General features: G+C 38.4%; 15 protein-coding genes and 1 pseudogene. 10 read left to right on the forward strand and 6 right to left on the reverse strand.

Annotation, left to right across the window (positions count from 1 at the left end; genetic code table 11):
• Positions 1-470 precede the first annotated feature (470 nt).
• The 3 genes from HNP81_RS07285 to HNP81_RS07295 are packed head-to-tail and all read right to left on the reverse strand — an operon-like array spanning position 471 to position 4,084.
• On the reverse strand, positions 471-1,550 hold the full coding sequence (locus HNP81_RS07285) for a Ger(x)C family spore germination protein (RefSeq protein WP_182502110.1): 1,080 nt from the start codon (positions 1,548-1,550) through the stop codon (positions 471-473).
• Complete coding sequence (locus HNP81_RS07290; RefSeq protein WP_182502111.1) at positions 1,540-2,628, reverse strand: GerAB/ArcD/ProY family transporter; 1,089 nt, start codon at positions 2,626-2,628, stop codon at positions 1,540-1,542. The genes HNP81_RS07285 and HNP81_RS07290 overlap by 11 nt, the downstream gene beginning before the upstream one ends.
• Positions 2,629-2,650: 22 nt before the next feature.
• Positions 2,651-4,084, reverse strand: a complete 1,434-nt coding sequence (locus tag HNP81_RS07295) for a spore germination protein (RefSeq protein WP_182502112.1) — start codon at positions 4,082-4,084, stop codon at positions 2,651-2,653.
• Between the two features lie 273 nt (positions 4,085-4,357).
• On the opposite strand from HNP81_RS07295, the gene HNP81_RS07300 reads away from it, so the two are divergent.
• From HNP81_RS07300 to HNP81_RS23775, 3 genes and pseudogenes are all read left to right on the forward strand, one after another.
• Positions 4,358-4,684 (forward strand): hypothetical protein, encoded by a 327-nt coding sequence (locus HNP81_RS07300; RefSeq protein ID WP_182502113.1) that lies wholly within the window; start codon positions 4,358-4,360, stop codon positions 4,682-4,684.
• A gap of 556 nt (positions 4,685-5,240) precedes the next feature.
• Positions 5,241-6,455 (forward strand): MFS transporter, encoded by a 1,215-nt coding sequence (locus HNP81_RS07305; protein ID WP_182502114.1) that lies wholly within the window; start codon positions 5,241-5,243, stop codon positions 6,453-6,455.
• A gap of 145 nt (positions 6,456-6,600) precedes the next feature.
• Positions 6,601-6,708: pseudogene (locus HNP81_RS23775) on the forward strand (DUF2306 domain-containing protein); the annotation flags it as partial.
• 116 nt (positions 6,709-6,824) lie between these two features.
• Here HNP81_RS23775 and HNP81_RS07310 read toward each other — a convergent pair.
• Positions 6,825-7,955 (reverse strand): CAP domain-containing protein, encoded by a 1,131-nt coding sequence (locus HNP81_RS07310; RefSeq protein ID WP_182502115.1) that lies wholly within the window; start codon positions 7,953-7,955, stop codon positions 6,825-6,827.
• 204 nt (positions 7,956-8,159) lie between these two features.
• On the opposite strand from HNP81_RS07310, the gene HNP81_RS07315 reads away from it, so the two are divergent.
• Positions 8,160-8,471: a rhodanese-like domain-containing protein gene (locus tag HNP81_RS07315; RefSeq protein WP_028392318.1), complete on the forward strand. Its 312-nt coding sequence runs from the start codon at positions 8,160-8,162 to the stop codon at positions 8,469-8,471.
• Between the two features lie 154 nt (positions 8,472-8,625).
• A complete protein-coding gene (locus tag HNP81_RS07320) occupies positions 8,626-8,808 on the forward strand; it encodes a sporulation protein Cse60 (protein WP_028392317.1) in 183 nt (60 codons plus the stop codon).
• A gap of 236 nt (positions 8,809-9,044) precedes the next feature.
• On the opposite strand, the gene HNP81_RS07325 is transcribed toward HNP81_RS07320, so the two are convergent.
• Positions 9,045-10,316, reverse strand: coding sequence for a BaiN/RdsA family NAD(P)/FAD-dependent oxidoreductase (locus HNP81_RS07325; protein ID WP_182502116.1), 1,272 nt, complete (start codon positions 10,314-10,316; stop codon positions 9,045-9,047).
• 231 nt (positions 10,317-10,547) lie between these two features.
• Between HNP81_RS07325 and HNP81_RS07330 the strand changes: the two genes are divergently transcribed.
• Both HNP81_RS07330 and HNP81_RS07335 read left to right on the forward strand, forming a co-directional pair.
• Complete coding sequence (locus HNP81_RS07330) at positions 10,548-12,170, forward strand: putative polysaccharide biosynthesis protein (RefSeq protein ID WP_182502117.1); 1,623 nt, start codon at positions 10,548-10,550, stop codon at positions 12,168-12,170.
• A gap of 575 nt (positions 12,171-12,745) precedes the next feature.
• Positions 12,746-13,468 (forward strand): pseudouridine synthase, encoded by a 723-nt coding sequence (locus tag HNP81_RS07335; protein ID WP_182502118.1) that lies wholly within the window; start codon positions 12,746-12,748, stop codon positions 13,466-13,468.
• A gap of 128 nt (positions 13,469-13,596) precedes the next feature.
• Here HNP81_RS07335 and HNP81_RS07340 read toward each other — a convergent pair whose 3' ends face one another.
• Entirely contained in the window at positions 13,597-13,818 is a 222-nt protein-coding gene (locus HNP81_RS07340; RefSeq protein ID WP_028392313.1) for a DeoR family transcriptional regulator, read from the reverse strand.
• 350 nt (positions 13,819-14,168) lie between these two features.
• On the opposite strand from HNP81_RS07340, the gene HNP81_RS07345 reads away from it, so the two are divergent.
• The 3 genes from HNP81_RS07345 to HNP81_RS07355 all read left to right on the forward strand — a co-directional run bounded on the left by HNP81_RS07345 (position 14,169) and on the right by HNP81_RS07355 (position 17,684).
• Positions 14,169-15,449 (forward strand): M48 family metallopeptidase, encoded by a 1,281-nt coding sequence (locus HNP81_RS07345; RefSeq protein WP_028392312.1) that lies wholly within the window; start codon positions 14,169-14,171, stop codon positions 15,447-15,449.
• Positions 15,450-16,269: 820 nt separating this feature from the next.
• Positions 16,270-17,223, forward strand: coding sequence for a type I pantothenate kinase (coaA, locus tag HNP81_RS07350; RefSeq protein WP_376766721.1), 954 nt, complete (start codon positions 16,270-16,272; stop codon positions 17,221-17,223).
• A 26-nt stretch (positions 17,224-17,249) separates the two neighbouring features.
• Complete coding sequence (locus HNP81_RS07355; protein ID WP_051404976.1) at positions 17,250-17,684, forward strand: RrF2 family transcriptional regulator; 435 nt, start codon at positions 17,250-17,252, stop codon at positions 17,682-17,684.
• Positions 17,685-17,888: the final 204 nt, after the last annotated feature.

A 17,888-nucleotide genomic window follows, 5' to 3' on the forward strand; every position in this document is an offset into this window, starting at 1 on the left:
TCCGGCCCGCAAAATAAGAAATCGGCATGAAAAGTGTTAGTACCGGCCCGCAAAATAAGAAATCGGCATGAAAAGTGTTAGTACCGGCCCGCAAAATAAGAAATCGGCATGAAAAGTGTTAGTACCGGCCCGCAAAATAAGAATCGGCATGTAAAGTGTTAGGTCCGGCCCGCAAAATAAGAAATCGGCATGAAAAGTGTTAGTTCCGGCACGCAAATCGGGAAAGCGGCACGTAAAATATTAGTCCCGGCACGCAAATTAAGAAAGTGGCACGTAAAGTGTTAGTTCCGGCAAGCGAATCGGGAAAGTAGCCCGAAAATTAGCAGTTCCGGCTCATTAATCAGAAATCGGTCTAGAAAAGTACACGTCACCGCATAGTAACCTCTCGATATTCGTTATAGATAGCATGTTAACAGCAGTGTGTGTTGTTCGTTCTCACTGCTGTTTTGCAAATTGGATTAATCCGACATTTATTCCACTGCTCCACTTTCAAGAATTTCAAAATTGACATTCACTTGAAAAGGGATAGTTGGATATAATGACTTCCATTCATCCTTATTCCAGCTTCTTGTTCTAGTTCGTACTTGCTCACCAACTCCAAGCGGATCGACTTCTAGTTTTTGAAGTTTTACGATTAGTTTTTCAGCTCGTTGTTTTAATTCTTTTTCCATCTTCTTTTCAATTGTTCTGATCACTTTTTTATCAGGCTGTTCACCAGTGAACTCTCGCAAAACCGCTTCTACTTTTAAATTGATCATAATGGGCGAATTGGTCATTGGTTCAGGGATGTTGTAGGAAACTTTTGAGGAGATATTATAGACGGAAGCAAATAAATTTTCCCCTAATTTTGCCGAAAAACCTTCTTTGTTAGAAGATGTTTCGACTAACATTTTAAAAATGATGTTTTCATGATCTTTTGTTTGATACACGAATTTCCCCTGATCAAATAGGGCCACACCAGTAATGATTGGATTCCCATTTTTAGGCTTAATGATCGGAAGGAATGGGTCCATCCCTTCTGAATTATGTGCATATGAAAATAAATGCAGATTGGTTTTAGGGAGTATTCCGCTTTGGATATTATGCTCAATCGCATTTGATAAGTATGTGCCTTTATCTACGTTACCGAACTGTTTGATTAAGACATCCTGAGCCTTACCATCTACAACGGCCAAATACACCGTATTTCCGATCGAAGGATCGCGAATTAATGTATCTGTCATTCGTATTAAATCATGTTTAGCAAGTTCCTTACTATATAAGACGACTTCTATTTTTCCGCTGAAAATCGGTTTATCCGTTTGTTGATTCATTCTTTGGCGGACGTCTTTGCTCAAAGAAGAAGTTGCCGTAAAGGTAACGTTATTTACTCGCTTATCCGGCAAATAGTAAGGTGTGACAGCAGTAGATGTAAAGTGGTCTTTATCGATGTAATCATAACTGATGGCTGTGGCTATATTAATCTCATTTAAAACTGTAGGTTCGATATTCATACAAGACGACAGAAATAAGGTCATCATTGAAGTTAGTAAGATCATTTTAATTCTCATGCATTACTTCCTTCTTTTTCATAATAAATGATAGACAGAGCAGAATCGGGATGTACACTGTATAAAGGTAAAAACCAGTGTAGGACATATAATTCAAGAAGGTGTTAATCTGATCACGATTTTTCAAAGAAAGTGAGACAACAATTAAGATCACTAGATATAACATTGTTATCTTGTTAGGAGCCACGTTAAATAAGACAGAAGCTCCTTTCGTCGCTGCCCAAATAAATAGACAAATATTGGGAAGAATGAAGATCACCCATGTTGCAATGCCGATATATTCGAAACGTTCTACAAAAGGTACTTGGACGATACTCCAGAAAGACAGTGTAGCCCATACATATCTGCTGATTTGATTTTCGGAGTAAAATCCGATTGAAACAATTATGAGTAATAAATACGATAAGGTGGTAATAATATTTGCCAGTTGCGCCCATTTATTTGCTTTCTTTTGCTGCTTGATTAATGGAAAGTACATCAGTAAAGTCGAAATACCCAAGTAGCTAAGTGACATATTTTTCGTTGCCAAGGCTATTTCTTTATATGAGTGATTCCATACTGGTAATAAGTTGCGAAAGTCTGTATATTCCAATGGGAAAAAGATTGTTAATATCAAATAAGAGGGAATGATGACTCCTAAAAAGCATATTCCAGTTATAACTTGAAAACCACCAGAAACCGTATAATAAATTAAAAGTGCAAAAACAATACTAAAAGTCAGAACATTGATTTGTGGAAACATCCATGCCTGGACAACTTCTACATAGGTTCGATAAACAGCGATGCCCATGAATAGCCAATAGGAGATCCAGATTATATTTAAAATGCCGCCTAGTACTTTTCCAAAAAGCTGAGTATGAATGCCCATCAAGTTCTGCTTATGCAAATTTAGTAGGGTAAGCATACACCAAATAACGATCGAGAATAGGAGTCCAGCGAGAATGACTGCAATCCAAGAATCGTTTCCTGCTGATTTTATTATGATTCTTTGAAAGCCCAAAACCCCTATCCCCATTTGTACTTTTAAAACGAGAAAGAAGACTAAGAATGGAGAAATTTGTTCATTTTTATTGATCATATGTGAATAAAGTCCCCTTTCATTACTCTTCATGTTTTGAAGCAGGGCGCTTAGATAGATAAGTTAATGGCAGTCGGATAAGAGAATCCTTTAAGCTTTCTAGCTTTGGTGGGTATAGTGGCTCAAGATAAGGTCTTCCTAGTGTCGTGATTCTTAACAAATGTATCAGCATGAAACAAAAGCTAATCGCAACACCTAATATTCCAATATAATAGGCCATGAAAAGAAATGGGAATCGAATAAGCCGAATCGTATTACCCATTTGATATACAGGTGTTGTAAAGGAAGCAAGAGCTGATAATGCAACAATAATTAATAGTACATTACTCGTTAAACCCGCTTCGACCGAAGCTGTTCCGATGACGATACCACCAACGATACCAATTGTTTGTCCTACTTTGGTAGGGAGTCTTGCCCCTGCCTCACGGAGCAACTCAATCACCAATTCCAACACAAGTGCCTCTAGAATGGGAGGAAAAGGGATCCCACTTCTTGAAATAACGAGTGTGTTGATCAGATTTTTAGGCAGCAATTCATAGTGATAAGTCAAAATTGCTACATATATCGGTGTTATTAAAATGGAGAATAAGACAGCAAAAAATCGGACGAGACGAAAAAATGAAGCCATTGTCCAATTAATAAAATAATCCTCAGAGGCAGTAAAAAATTCTACCAACGTAGCTGGCCCTAGAAGACCGTGTGGTGCACCATCTACTAAAATGACAAGCTTACCTTCACCTAGCACGGCAGCTAAACGGTCTGGTCTTTCAGTATCAATAAACTGTGGAAACGGCGAATTCTTCTTATCCGCAATCATTTGAGCTATATAGGAACTATCAATAATCTGTTTCACATCTAAATTCGAGATTCGTTGAATAACGGTGGAAACATTCTTTTGGTTACAGATGCCATCAATATGGAGGAGGGCCACTCTTGATTTTGATAATTTCCCTACCGTTAATACCTCCACTTTTAACTCTTGAATCGGCAATCTCTTTCTGATGAGATGCAAATTCGTATCGAGCGATTCTACAAGCGATTCCTTTGGTCCAATGACGCTAAATTCTACCTCAGGCAATGAGACAGTTCTAGAAAGTTGAGAATCAGCTTTCACTAACACGGCCTGATCATTGTTCCCTTCTACCGTTATTGATATATAGCCAATTAGTAAATGATTTTGCACATCAGCTGGTTTCTGAGTGAAAAGTAAATTTTCAATTGGCAAGGCTTGGACAGCATCGTAAAGTGTGGACGAAGATTTATTTAAATATGGAAGCAGATCTCTGTGTAAAATATTCGTGTCGATTAACGTATTAAAATAAGAAATACATAGAGTATCGTGCTTGATACCAACCGTAAAACATGTAAAATCTTTAGATTCCTTTAACTGCTGTAAGACTTCATCAAAATGAGGTGTTTGCGATTGATTGCTTTTTTCGAAGGGGAACTTTTTCATTTTCGTCACCTCAGAATTCATCGTTTGACATATATTTTAAGCAAAGTGGAAATTATTATGCGTATTACTAAATGATTCATCCTAGATTAGCTAAAAAGAGGGGGAAGGTTGACCTCGCACTCTGAATCGATAAGTAGGGTTTCATTACACTTTATGTAATGAGTTGTTGTGAGCCTTTTATTTTGAATTTTCTGAATTTTAATGTTAGTTTGTGTAAAATAATGTTAAAATGTTTGTAGAGTGTTCAATCTAATTGTTTGGAGGTAAATCAAAATGACAATTGCAGTTAAACAAAATACAAACATGAGCGTCTGCTCCCAACCCTACGATGAAAAAGGTTCAAGTTCACAAACTGTATCACCTAATGAAGGTGGCGGTGCGGAGCCGATTTTGCGAAACCGCGCCCCTTTTTCGCAAAAAAAGTTGAAAGCTAGTCGTGTCAGAGCTATTAGTAAATTTGCTGCTTGGTGTTATCTTGAGTCGTATTCTATCGTTTCAGAAGAAGAGCTGGATGATATTTTTGACAACAAAGATGAAACATACATTAAAGAATTGTTGTTACATGGTTTACATTCTAAAGGATTACTTATAAGAGATTGAAAGATTCATAACTAAGCTACAAATAGTCGGAAGATAATGGGTAATTTTTACAACAAAAAATATTTTGTCACCTGGTATTGCAACTGCTTTTCTAACCTGCTAAGATAATATCAATATAATATTTCCTTTAATACGGTCCAGAGAGGCCGAAAAGGGTGGCTTGATAGTCTGATATTTTTTAAGTCTATTTTTGTACATTCATGCCCTTCTGTCCTCTGTGACGGAAGGGCATTTATTTTTGTATTAAAGACATGGGGACGGGTCTTTTCGACTTATTAATATGGCCAATCTACTTTGCAGAATACGTATTTTTTAAGGAAGTGCTTCAAAATTCAGCTCCGCACCGCCACCATTATGATTTTTGCGAGTGTAGCGTGACATATGTGGTAATTGGTGGCGTTTTACGGCATATTTGTTAAAAGCTCCTCTTTTAAATAAAGTCCTGTGAGGCTTGAAAAGAGAATGGAAGATTTTCTTGTAATTGATGAATTGCATATCCATTCCCTCAAAGCACAAAAAATTTTTACTGAAAGATTAAACTGGAGGGTGGAACAACATGAATTATCGTAATAAAACAGTTGTAGCGTCAGTGGCAGGATTAACGTTAGAAGGCATGGACATCATGTTTATCTCTTTTGCTATGTCGATGATCATTGCAGAGTTTCACATTGATTTAGCAACGGGAGGACTTATTTCTTCGATAACGAATATTGGCATGCTTGCTGGCGGGATTATCTTTGGGATCTTGGCAGATAAGTTCGGCAGGGTGCGTATTTTTACCTATACAATTATTTTGTTCGCAGTAGGTACAGCTTTAACAGGATTAGCTACAAATATAGAGCAGGTTTACGTGTTTAGATTTATCGCTGGATTGGGTGCTGGAGGCGAGTATGGGATTGGAATGGCTCTAGTTGCGGAGGCATGGCCTAAAAATAAACAAGGACGAGCTTCATCATATGTAAGTATCGGTGCTCAATATGGTGTCATTCTCGCAGCATTGCTTAGCGCCATCATTCTGCCTACTTTGGGGTGGCGAGCATTGTTCTTCGTGGGTGTTCTTCCAGTTATATTCGCTTTTATTGTGAGGAAGAATCTAGATGAATCTCCTGAATGGATGGAAGCTCAAAAACAGAAAAAAATCGTCAGCAAACAAGAGAAAGGTAAGCTGCTTCAGTTGTTTGAAACACCAAGAACAGCGATGACGACGATTTCTCTAGCAATTATGGCAACGGTGCAGATTGCAGGCTACAATGGCTTAATGATTTGGTTGCCATCTATGTTGCAACAATCCCAAGGTCTGTCTGTTTCAAGCTCAGCACTTTGGACAATTAGTACAGCAGTTGGCATGATCGTTGGTATGTTAACTTTTGGACAATTCATGGATCGATTTGGAGCGAAACGAGCCTTTGGCATTTTCCTTCTTGCTTCTGCATGTGCTGTTTTTCTTTACTCGTATGCTGAGGGAAGTGCAGGTGTATTAATCGGTGGTGCCATTGTCGGCTTCTTTTCGAATGGGATGTTTGCCGGATACGGAGCGTTGATCAGCAGTTATTATCCTATTCAAATTAGAAGTACAGCTACCAACACAATATTTAACTTTGGTAGGGCAATAGGTGGACTGTCACCCATCCTCGTGGGCTATATTTTGCAAAGTTATGATATGACTGTAGCGATGACATATCTAGCAGCCTTATACATCATCTCCTTTGCCGTGATGGTTAGTCTTAAGAAAAGACAGCCTACAACTTTAATAGATGGATTCAATCATTAACACATGGGTGTCCACTTTGGGCACTCTTTTTCTTTGGAAAAGGGGCGAGGCTTCGCAAAATCAGCTCGGCACTGCGAACTTCATAAGCTGTTACAATTTGAGAACTTGAATCTTTTTCATGCTCTATTTTCGTATGGACTTGCTTTACTTAGCTATTAAAAAGAAGTGGAAAAATTGGTTGGAGTTCCATCTAAGAGGGATGTTAGGTTCATATATAGGTATTGTAACGGTCACTTTAGTTGTAAATGTGCATTGAATACTTTTATTAAATGAATTTCCTACAATATTGTTTTGGTTCTATCCTACAATAACTCATAATAAAGAGGATGACCCGTATGTAAAGGGGCATCCTTTATTGTAAGTCATCCTTTATTTAGTCACATAATTCTCTGTGAAATAAGGTCTCGATTCGGAGTTGAAATCGACGCCAACTCCGAGTTCTTGATATTCCGGGCGGAGTTTATTTTCCCGGTGACCGAGTGAATTCATTAATCCTTCGTGGGCAAAGATGCTACTTTGCTGGCCTGCCGCTAGATTTTCTCCAGCCATGCGGAATGTGATGGCGTCCGCTTCCATTCTGTCGAAAGGAGATTCACCATCGAGGTTCGTGTGGTTGAAATAGTTATGAACGGCCATATCGTTGCTATGATCGCGAGCTGTTTTGCGAACGGCCTCATTCCAGGAAAGCACGCTAAGACCGTGATTCACCCTCGATGCATTCGTCAGATCGAACAATTGATACTCAAATCCTTCCTCTAATTCAGGACTAGGCTCACCGAAGAACTCCTTCTTATTTGCTTCAAGTCTATCACTAATAATTTGCAGTGCAGTGACTGTATTATTTTCATGCTTGTCATAAAAAACCGTTACATAGCTTTTCTCAACATGAAATGTATCGTATTCTGGATTGTTTATTTGATAAAAAGCAAAACCTTTTTGAATTTTCGTTAAAGGCTTTCCTAGCTGTGAAAGAACCGTGTCCTTAGCCGCACCGAGTTTCAAGCCTTGTTTCGATGAAATAAGATCTTGATTCGTATACAATCCAGCTACTTTGCCTTGATCATCATAAGCGACCATGAAAAAGTTTTGGTAATTCTCATGATAGGTATGCCAATCCACTCCATATTCATTTAGAGAAGAGCGTTTCGGTGCTCCAATTTGACTTTCAACATCTGTTTTTGAATCACCAAGTTCTATGTTATGGATGGAGAAAGCTTGTGTGGGTGTAGCTAACAGAGGCTTTTGAACAGGGTCATCAAGGTGTTCCTTGTTAGATGAAGAATCTAATTTGTCATTTACAATGACAAGTAGATTCCCAACACCCTCTTTCAGCTTTTCAATTCCAGAAGAAACCTCTGGAGAATTTTTAAGTGAAGTTACGTCCGATTTCAGTTCCGAGAATGCAGCTTGAAAACCAGATTCCTTAAGCTTCTCTCCATAAAAAAACCAAAATAGACCGACAATCATCAATATAGTAAAAAGAAAGCGCACCTTTCTCATTATTCCACTCCTATCCGCCTAGTCGGTATCTCTGATTATTCTAGTCGTTTCATTGTACCAGTTTGGAAAAAAGCATGCATACTTTTCAAACTGGAGTTTTTTGGAGTAAATAGTCATCTTCAACGCCAATCCGCCAAAATTTCAATCGATCAATATACTTGCTATAATAGATGAGAAATATTAATCAAGAATGAGGTGCTTATGATGGAAGAAATTAAAACGATTACCCCAGATGAGGTAGAAGCGAAGTTAGAAGCAGGAGAGAATTTGGAGCTCGTTGATGTCCGTGAAGATGATGAAGTTGCAGAAGGAATCATCAAAGGTGCTAAACATATTCGGATGAATGATATTCCTGCTACACTTGACTATTTCGATAAAGAGAAAGAATATATTTTCATTTGCCGCTCAGGAGGTCGTAGCGCAAACGTTGCTCATTATCTTCAAGAACAAGGCTACAAAGTTGTAAATATGGTAGGCGGAATGCTTGAGTGGAATGGTGAAGTAATTGTGAAATAAGGAAGGCTTTGCCTTTCATTTGGGTCTTGCTCCACATCTACAGATGGTTTGTAACCGTATGTAGAGTGTGAGACAAGACCTATTTTTTTAAAAAAAATGAATATTCTTTTCCAAATTGGGGCACGCTGTTTATAAAAAAGGTAGGGGATAGCTGATGATTCAAGTAAAACTGTTTGATCATGAGCATGAAAAGGACTTAGAAGATGAAATGAATGTATTTCTTGAGGACATTCGTGATAATAAAATTGTCGACATCAAATACAATATTGCCACGACCGGAGAAGAGGAAGATGATCAAATCTATTGTTTTAGTGCGATGATTATATATAAGAAGTAACAGCAGTATATAGAGAAAAGTAATTTAGCACTTGGCTGATATATGGGAAAAACGGCTGATATAGGCAAGATAGGCAAGTGTTTTGACAGGCTCATGTGGTCGAACTGCTTCATTTATTAGAATATTGCCTGAGATCATTTATTTATCAAATCTGGGTTTTATGCCTCGAAATCGAAAAATATGCATCATATTGAAAAAGAGCAGATTCCAATCTGATTTGGAATCTGCTCTTTAGATTATGAGTGACCTTTTGCATAGAGCGCTGCATTCATCCCAGCGAGCCGGCCTGTTACAAGCGCAGAGGTAATATTGTAGCCTCCAGTATAGCCATGTATGTCTAAGATTTCTCCGCAAAAATAGAGACCGGGCATCAATTTCGAACCCATTTCTTTTGGATGGATTTCTTTCACAGAAACTCCGCCACCGGTAACGAAGGCTTTTTCGATCGAATGAGTACCAGTAACGGTGAATTGAAAGTCTTTGCATAACTCAGCAAATCTACGGACTTTTTCATGTGCTAAATGGCCACTTTGTTCTTGTAAATCAATACCGCTTTTTTCAAGTAGAAAATGCAAATAGCGTTCAGGAAGCAAGCCTTTTAAAGAATTCTTAACCGCTTTTTTCGGATCTTCTTTTAGTAATTTAATTACATCTTGAAATACTTCTTCTTTGTTTGCGTCTGGTAGAGCATCAATCTTCATTGTTACAGTTTGTGAATTTGCTTTTTTTAATTCTTTCACAACGAACTGACTGCAGCGGAGAACGGCGGGACCAGAGATGCCAAAATGGGTGAAGAGCATATCCATTCTGTGCGTGATCAGTGGTTTGCCCTTTACATTCAAAACGCTTAAGGCAACGTCACGAAGTGCGAGACCTTGCAATGACTTATCTTTAATGAATGGCTCATTGCTTGTTACAGGTACCTCAGTTGGAAACAGCTCGGTAATTGTATGGCCTGCCTTCTTTGCCCATGCATAGCCATCGCCAGTTGAGCCCGTCTGTGGTACAGACTTACCGCCAACTGCGACAACGACGCTGCCTGCCTTGAAAGTTTGTCCATCTTTTAAAAGCACACCTGCTGTTTTGTCATTTTCATACAGTACCTCTGCAACAGGGGAATTTTTATAAATCGTTATTTTCAAGCTGTTCATGCGTTCTAGCAGAGCATCAACTACACTTTGGGCACTGTTATTAACAGGAAACATTCGACCGTGATCTTCTTCTTTTAATTCAACACCAAGCTTCTCAAAAAAATTGATAATATCTTCATTATTAAATTCGGAAAAAGCACTATATAAAAAACGGCCGTTCCCTGGGATATGTTTAATAATTTCATCTATCGAAAGACGATTAGTTACATTACAGCGGCCACCGCCTGAAATGGCAAGCTTTCGTCCAAGTTTTTCTCCTTTATCAACAAGAAGCACATTCGCTCCTTTTTCTCCAGCGGCAATCGAAGCCATTAATCCAGAAGGACCGCCGCCAATTATAATTACATCATATTTCATGTTTTCACCAGCTTTACTATTTTCATTCCTTCATTATAAAGCATATCTAGCTAGTAGTAAAAACGACATGTAAAAACATTTACTTGTGACTCTAGAAAGTTTTTGCTAAAATTCATGAGATATTGTTATAAAATATCTATATCTAATCTAGTTATGGATTCTTAAATGATTAGGAATTGTGGTAAGGTAAAAAGCGTGAAAACGTAACTGACATAGGCAGGAAGGGATTAAATGTCTTCAAAGCTTTTAAAAGGGGCGTTCATATTAACGCTCGGTTCGGTTTTATCGAAAGTATTAGGGTTATTATATGTGATACCGTTTGATGCATTAATGGGAGAAAAAGGAGCCGGTCTGTATTCCCATGCGTACGTTCCATATACGATCTTTATCAGTATGGCTACAGCTGGAATGCCGCTTGCTGTTTCTAAAACGGTTTCTAAATACAATTCATTAGAAGAATATGCAGTTAGTCGAAAACTATATAAGTCGAGTTTGAAACTCATGTTAGTAACTGGGTTTTTAGCTTTTATTGTGATGTATACGTTAGCTCCTGTGTATGCTAACTTTGTCAGTGTGGGCGAAAAAAGTTTTGCAGCTGCTGATATTACAGCGGTGATTAGGGCAGTAAGTTTTGCGTTGATTATCGTGCCATTTATGAGTATTATCCGTGGCTTTTTTCAAGGACATCAAAAAATGGAACCAACGGCTATATCGCAAGTTGTTGAACAAATCGTTCGGATTGTTTTCCTATTGGCTGGTGCATATGTTGTACTGAAAATAATGGATGGAAATCTTGTAACAGCGGTCAGTGTAGCAACATTCGCGGCTGCAATAGGTGCAATTGGTGGGTTATTCGTACTTTTATGGTATTGGAAAAAAGAAAAACCTTACTTAAACGACCTTTTGAAACAAGACAAAGGGACCATGGATATTTCCTTACCACATATTTATAAAGAGATACTCATTTCTTCGATCCCATTCATTTTCGTATCGATTGCCATGCCTGCTTTCCAGTTTGTAGATAACTTAACATTTGAAAAGACTTTAGTTTCGATTGGTATAAGTGGTGACATTGCCGAATCAGCTTTTGGGATATTGAATTTTAATGCACAAAAGTTAGTTGTCATTCCGATGACGCTTGCGACTGCTTTTTCGATGGCTCTTTTGCCATCTGTAACAAAGGCATATGTGAGTGATAATCAGGATGCCTTCCGTCATCAACTCGATCAAGCCTTTCAAATTTTATTATTTTTAACGATTCCTTCCGTTATCGGAATGGCGACATTAGCAGAGCCGATTTATACTGCGTTTTTCGCACATAATCCATTAGGGACAAGTATTCTTGCCACGTATGCGCCCACTGCGATTTTATTTGCGTTATTTTCTGTATCAGCGGCTGTTTTGCAAGGAATTAACCAGCAAAAGTATTCAGTGTTAAGCTTATTAGTTGGATTACTCATAAAATTGAGCTTAAATATCCCATTGATCAAAATGTTCGAATCAGTTGGAGCGGTTTATGCAACAACCTTGGGATATGTCGCTTGCTGTGCACTAAATTTATATTTTATCCATTATTTCACAGGGTATCGATATTATCTAGTCATAAAAAGAATAATTCTTATGAGCTTATTTGCGACAATTATGGGTCTTGTAGTTTGGGGAGTAGAAAGTGTATTAGGCTTGTTTTTGGATTCGGAAATTAAAATTCAAGCAATCCTAATCATCATTATATCTGCCATCTTCGGTGGTCTCATCTACGCAGCCTTCTCTCTAAAAAGCAAATTAGCGCACCGTTTATTTGGCAGTCGAATCGATCGTTTAGCAGAGAAACTAGGTGTAAAGGCGAAAGGTTAAGGAAAAAGAAAATTAGATAAAAGATGCTTCCATAAGGGTCTAACCATGCACTTTATATACCCGTTTATTGTGTCATATAAACGATATAAAGAAGATGTAGGGTTTTAGACCCTTTTGCTTTTTACTTTATCCCGCATTAACGGGCAGTAACACCCCATCTTAAGGCATAGAGGAATCGAAGAAGCGTAGGTGGGCGATAACTGCCTAATTTAGTTGTAGCTCTAGCCCTACTTAAGGTTATAAACTGTAATACTCTGTGGCAAACTACGCCACGCCGTATTTCCATCTTCTGCTTGTCGGACTATCACAGGATGTGGGTTACTCAGATGAAGACATGGGGACGCGGCGTACTTAGTCTGAGTTCGTTAAACCTTAGTTCGTACCCTGTTGATTGATCGAAGCGAAAGCAAAGATCTTGGCTACAGTAGAACGGCACTAACAATCAGCGGGGATGAAGAACCCCCCACTGATTGAAGTTTCACTTTATTCCTTTTAGAAGTATCCTGTTATAATGAAATGGGCATATAAACAATAAATGTTAATGTAATGCAAGATCAATTGTACCGGAGGAACTTATGAGAATCGATAAATTATTAGCAAATGTTGGCTATGGCAGCCGAAAAGAAGTGAAAAGTTTACTAAAATCAGGTGCTGTCGTTGTGAATGATCAAGTTGTGAAAGACGCGAAGGCGCATGTTGACCCAGAAGTGGATCATGTAACGGTACATAATGAACAAGTGGTCTATAGAGAGTTCATCTATTTAATGATGAATAAGCCACAAGGCCTTATTTCTGCTACGGAAGATAATTTTCAGGAAACAGTGATTGATATACTAGAACCAGAGGATGCGGCAATGGAGCCTTTTCCGGTAGGTCGCTTGGACAAAGATACAGAGGGGTTGCTTTTGATTACAAATGATGGACAGCTCGCCCATCAATTGCTTTCCCCAAAAAAACATGTCCCAAAAACGTATTTCGCCGTGATTAACAGCGAAGTGTCAGAAAGCGATATTGAAGAATTCAGTAAAGGGGTAACACTGGATGATGGCTATCATACGAAACCTGGAGAGTTGAGAATCATTAAATCAGGACTTACATCTGATATTGAATTAACGATTATGGAAGGGAAGTTTCATCAAGTGAAAAGGATGTTTGAAGCGGTAGGCAAACGGGTCATCTATTTGAAGCGTATTTCAATGGGGAGCCTTACGCTTGATGAGGAGCTTGAATTAGGTGAGTACCGTGAATTAACTGATGAGGAACTTTTTGCTTTAAGAAATGGGCAATCACAATCATAATAAGCAAAAAAATGAGGCGGACTGTATGAGTCTGCCTCATTTCTAGTAGATGGGTATTATTCATATATTTCTTTCTTTAGTTTGCAAGCTTAGGTTGGAAATTATTATAACAAATTTTGTCTTTTGCCTTAAGATGACATCTTTACTTTTTTGCTTGTTGTGGTCCATAGGCCGCGGCTTGGGCTTTTGACTAAGTCGTTATAAGCTAACACATTTAAATCGCGCTGTATTGTTCGAGGAGTGATGCCAAATTCTTCTACAAGGTCCTGAGTAGAAACCGTACCGTTATTGCTAATAAACATATAAACGGATTTAATACGGGTTAACATGCGATTTGTTGAAGGTTTCAAAAAATCACTCCTTATTCATTTTCATTGGCACCAAAACAAATGAAAACAACCGATAAGATGGACAGTATTCCAACTGCCACTATGTACTTGCTTTACCCATCCAAAAACTCCCCTGAAACATTACGCAAAATTCAAGTTGTCATTTGCTTATATTCTAACTCTTTATTCAATGAAATTCTAGAAAAAAACTATGGAATTTACAAATTTTTTACTTTTCATCGTTAATCTATGCGTGTATTTTTATTTTATTCGTTATTAATCACTTTTTGGGAAAAAATGTTGATTGGTTTTATGTAAAGTATTAGGTATAATTCCAACGTATTCATTAATAGTTAATAGGGGGAAAAGGGTTGCTAGAAGAAAGATTTAAAAATGATCTTGTTTACCGAAAAGAGAAAGTGTATTTTATTCTCACAATGATTTTTAGTTTGATGATGTATATCTCTTTAGCCTTCAGCATAATTGGAATTGTGATTGTTGGGGCACTGATTTTATTGTCATTATTTGTCCACGGCCTATCGATGGCCCATATTCGCCGTAACGGTGTTAGGATTAGTGAGAGACAATTTCCCGGTGTTTATGAAAAGGCAGAGTTGCTTGCCAAAGAGATGGATATGAACGTTCCTTCGATGTATGTGTTAGAGTCTTCTGGAATGTTAAATGCTTTTGCGACTCGTTTTTTTGGGAAAAATATGGTGGTTATTTATTCTGAATTGTTCGATTTAACAGAAGAAGGCAAGGAAGATGAGTTATTGTTCGTGCTTGCTCACGAATTTACACATATAAAGCGAAGACATGTGCTAGTTCATATGCTCGTACTTCCCGGAATGTTTATTCCACTTCTTGGTGAGGCGTATATGCGAGCATGTGAATATACATGTGACCGTCATGCACACTTTTATGTGAAAAATATGGAAGCATCTAAGCAGGCATTGACTATGCTTGCCATAGGAAAGAAACTTGCGCCGAAAGTGAATCAGGATGCATACATAGACCAGATTCGCGAAGAGTCGGGATTTTTTGTTTGGTTAAGTGAAAAACTGTCCACACATCCCCATCTACCGAAGCGTTTAAATGCGTTGGATAACTGGTCATTTCCAGAAGAAAAAGAATTAATTAAAGAGAAAAAAGCAACGGTCATAATAGGAATTAGCGTCAGTATTCTACTATTTGTGGCTGCTGGTATAGGGATTGCTTTCGCGATATCTACTCTAGCCAATAGTGATTTAGCTACAATGTTTCAAGAGGACTATGACATGGAAGAAGGCTTTACACCGCTTATGAACGCAGTTTCTGAAAATGAGACAGAGACAATACTTTCGCTCCTGGCTGATGGTGCAGATATTAATGAAACCGACGATTATGGCCAGAGTGCGCTTCATCATGCAGTGTCCTATGAAAATAACGAAGCAGCTAAATTACTGCTTGAAAAGGGAGCAACCGTTGATTTAGTAGACTCGTATGAAACGACACCATTAAATCTGGCGGCTTATTTAGAAAATGTGGAACTAGTTGCATTACTTCTTAAATATGGTGCAGATCCGACCATAAAAGATATGGAAGGCTTATCAGCAATAGATTATGCGCATGACTCACAAAACAAAGAATTAATTGAACTATTTAAGCAATAATAACAAGACTTCTTTCCTGACAATGGAGAGAAGTCTTTTTAGTGAAAAATTTAATATGGATATGGAAGATAAACCTATATCTGAGTTACCTGATTCCGATATTTGCCATCCCTAAATTTTGGATTGTTATTTTACCGGCCCGAAAGAGCTAGTTCTGGCACGCAAAAGCGGAATCCGGCCCGAAGAGCTAGTTCTGGCACGCAAAAGCGGAATCTGGCCCGAAAAGAGCTAGTTCTGGCACGCAAAAGCGGAATCCTGCCCGAAAAGAGCTAGTTTTGGCACGCAAAAGCGGAATCCGGCATGAAAAGAGCTAGTGCTGGCACGCAAAAGCGGAATCCGGCCCGAAAAGAGCTAGTTCTGGCCCGCAAAAGCGGAATCCGGCCCGAAAGAGCTAGTTTTGGCACGCAAAAGCGGAATCCGGCCCGAAAAGAGCTAGTTCTGGCACGCAAAAGCGGAATCCTGCCCGAAAAGAGCTAGTTTTGGCACGCAAAAGCGGAATCCGGCATGAAAAGAGCAAGTGCTGGCGCGCAAATCTCAAATCCGGCCAGAAAAGTACTTAATCCTGCGCAAAACCTCATGTTTCATCTTGGAATAGGCTTTTCATATACTTTGAGTTTGCCGATATTAATCTTAAATAAGTAATTTCCGGGATTTTATGTAAAAAAATCACGGCGATTATCCATGTATGAAAAGAATAAAGAATCTATTTTCTATAACATTTATTTTTTCCTCTTTCATTCTTAGTTGAAATTAACTAAAATAGGGATTAACAAAATAGAAAATGTAGACGTTTTCAATGAATTTGCATTTAAAGGGGCCTATGATGAATACAACCATGACTAGTTATTCACCTTATGTGACATTTACTAAAGAGGAATGGGCAAAATTACGTTTTAACACACCGATGACATTGTCAGAAGCCGAGCTTTGGGAATTACAAGGAATTAATGAGAATATCTCAATGGATGAGGTTACGAAAATTTACGTTCCTTTGACAAGGCTGATTAATTTATATGCAACAGCTTCTCAACAGCTTCATTCTGTAACAGATACTTTTTTTGGAAAAAACACTCGGAAAATCCCTTATATTATTGGGATTGCTGGGAGTGTCGCGGTTGGAAAAAGTACGACCTCGAGAATCATTAAGGCGTTGCTCTCGAAATGGCATAATCACCCAAAGGTTGAAATTGTAACGACGGACGGTTTCCTTTTTCCGAACTCAGTTTTGGAGCAAAAGGGATTAATGCAAAGAAAAGGATTTCCAGAAAGCTATGATATTCGGGAACTTATTAACTTTCTGGCGCAGTTAAAGTCAGGTGCTCCAACCATTTCAGCACCCGTTTATTCACATTTGTATTATGATGTCTTGCCAGGTCAAAATGTGCTGATTAATCAGCCGGATATCGTGATTGTAGAAGGAATAAATGTATTGCAAACACCAATACTTCAAGATCAATCATCACCAAGTGTGTTTGTCTCGGATTTCTTTGATTTATCCATTTATGTAGATGCAGTGGAAACAGATTTGAAGGAATGGTATATAAACAGGTTTATGAAGTTAAAGGAAACAGCTTTTCATAATCCTCAGTCTTACTTCCATCGTTATGCGTCGCTATCTGATCGAGAAGCTTTTGTTGTAGCTGCGGATATTTGGAATCGAATCAATAAAGTGAATCTGCTTCATAATATTGAGCCGACAAAGACAAGAGCTGATTTAATTTTAACCAAAGCTGCCTCCCATGATATTCGTACCATTAAGTTGAGGAAGATTTAAAGGCTTAATAAAGGAGGGACGACTGAGTGACTGATTACAAATTAAGTCAAATTGGACCACCACGGTTTGCGCTTGCCGTTCATGCTCTCTTCTTGCTTGCTAAAAGTAATACGTTGCAATCAAGTTCAAGTATTGCACAGCAGGTGAATTCTCATGCGACTTTTTTGCGTAGGGTGCTTGCCCTTCTTTGCGTGTCTGGGATAGTGAAAGCAAAGGAAGGACGTGATGGCGGATACGGCTTATTAATACCTGCATCTAAATTAACGCTTGCGGATATTTACATGGCGGTAAGACCAGAATGTCTCATTTGTTCAAAGGAAGAACCAGAATGCGATGATACTGGGAAGCGATTGGCCCAGCTACTGGAAGAAATCCTTAGCGACGCTGAACAAGAGACTGTTAAGTATTTGCGGACAATTACCTTGGATGAAATCATGGACAAAATTAAAATTTCTTGTTAAGAAAACAAATATGGCGTTAAAATGCAACCATTTATCATGAAGGAGCAATCAAACAACACGCTACACTCGCATTCACAATGGTGGCGGTGCGGAGCAGGATTTAGGGGATTTCAATAATAAAGTAAGTATACTACCTAAGTAGGTTAGCTATATTTATAAATCGCGAAGACCCGTCCCCATTTCCTTCATTCAAAAAGACTGTAC

It is taken from the genome of Peribacillus huizhouensis (assembly GCF_014138605.1).
Classification (GTDB): Bacteria; Bacillota; Bacilli; order Bacillales; family DSM-1321; genus Peribacillus; species Peribacillus huizhouensis.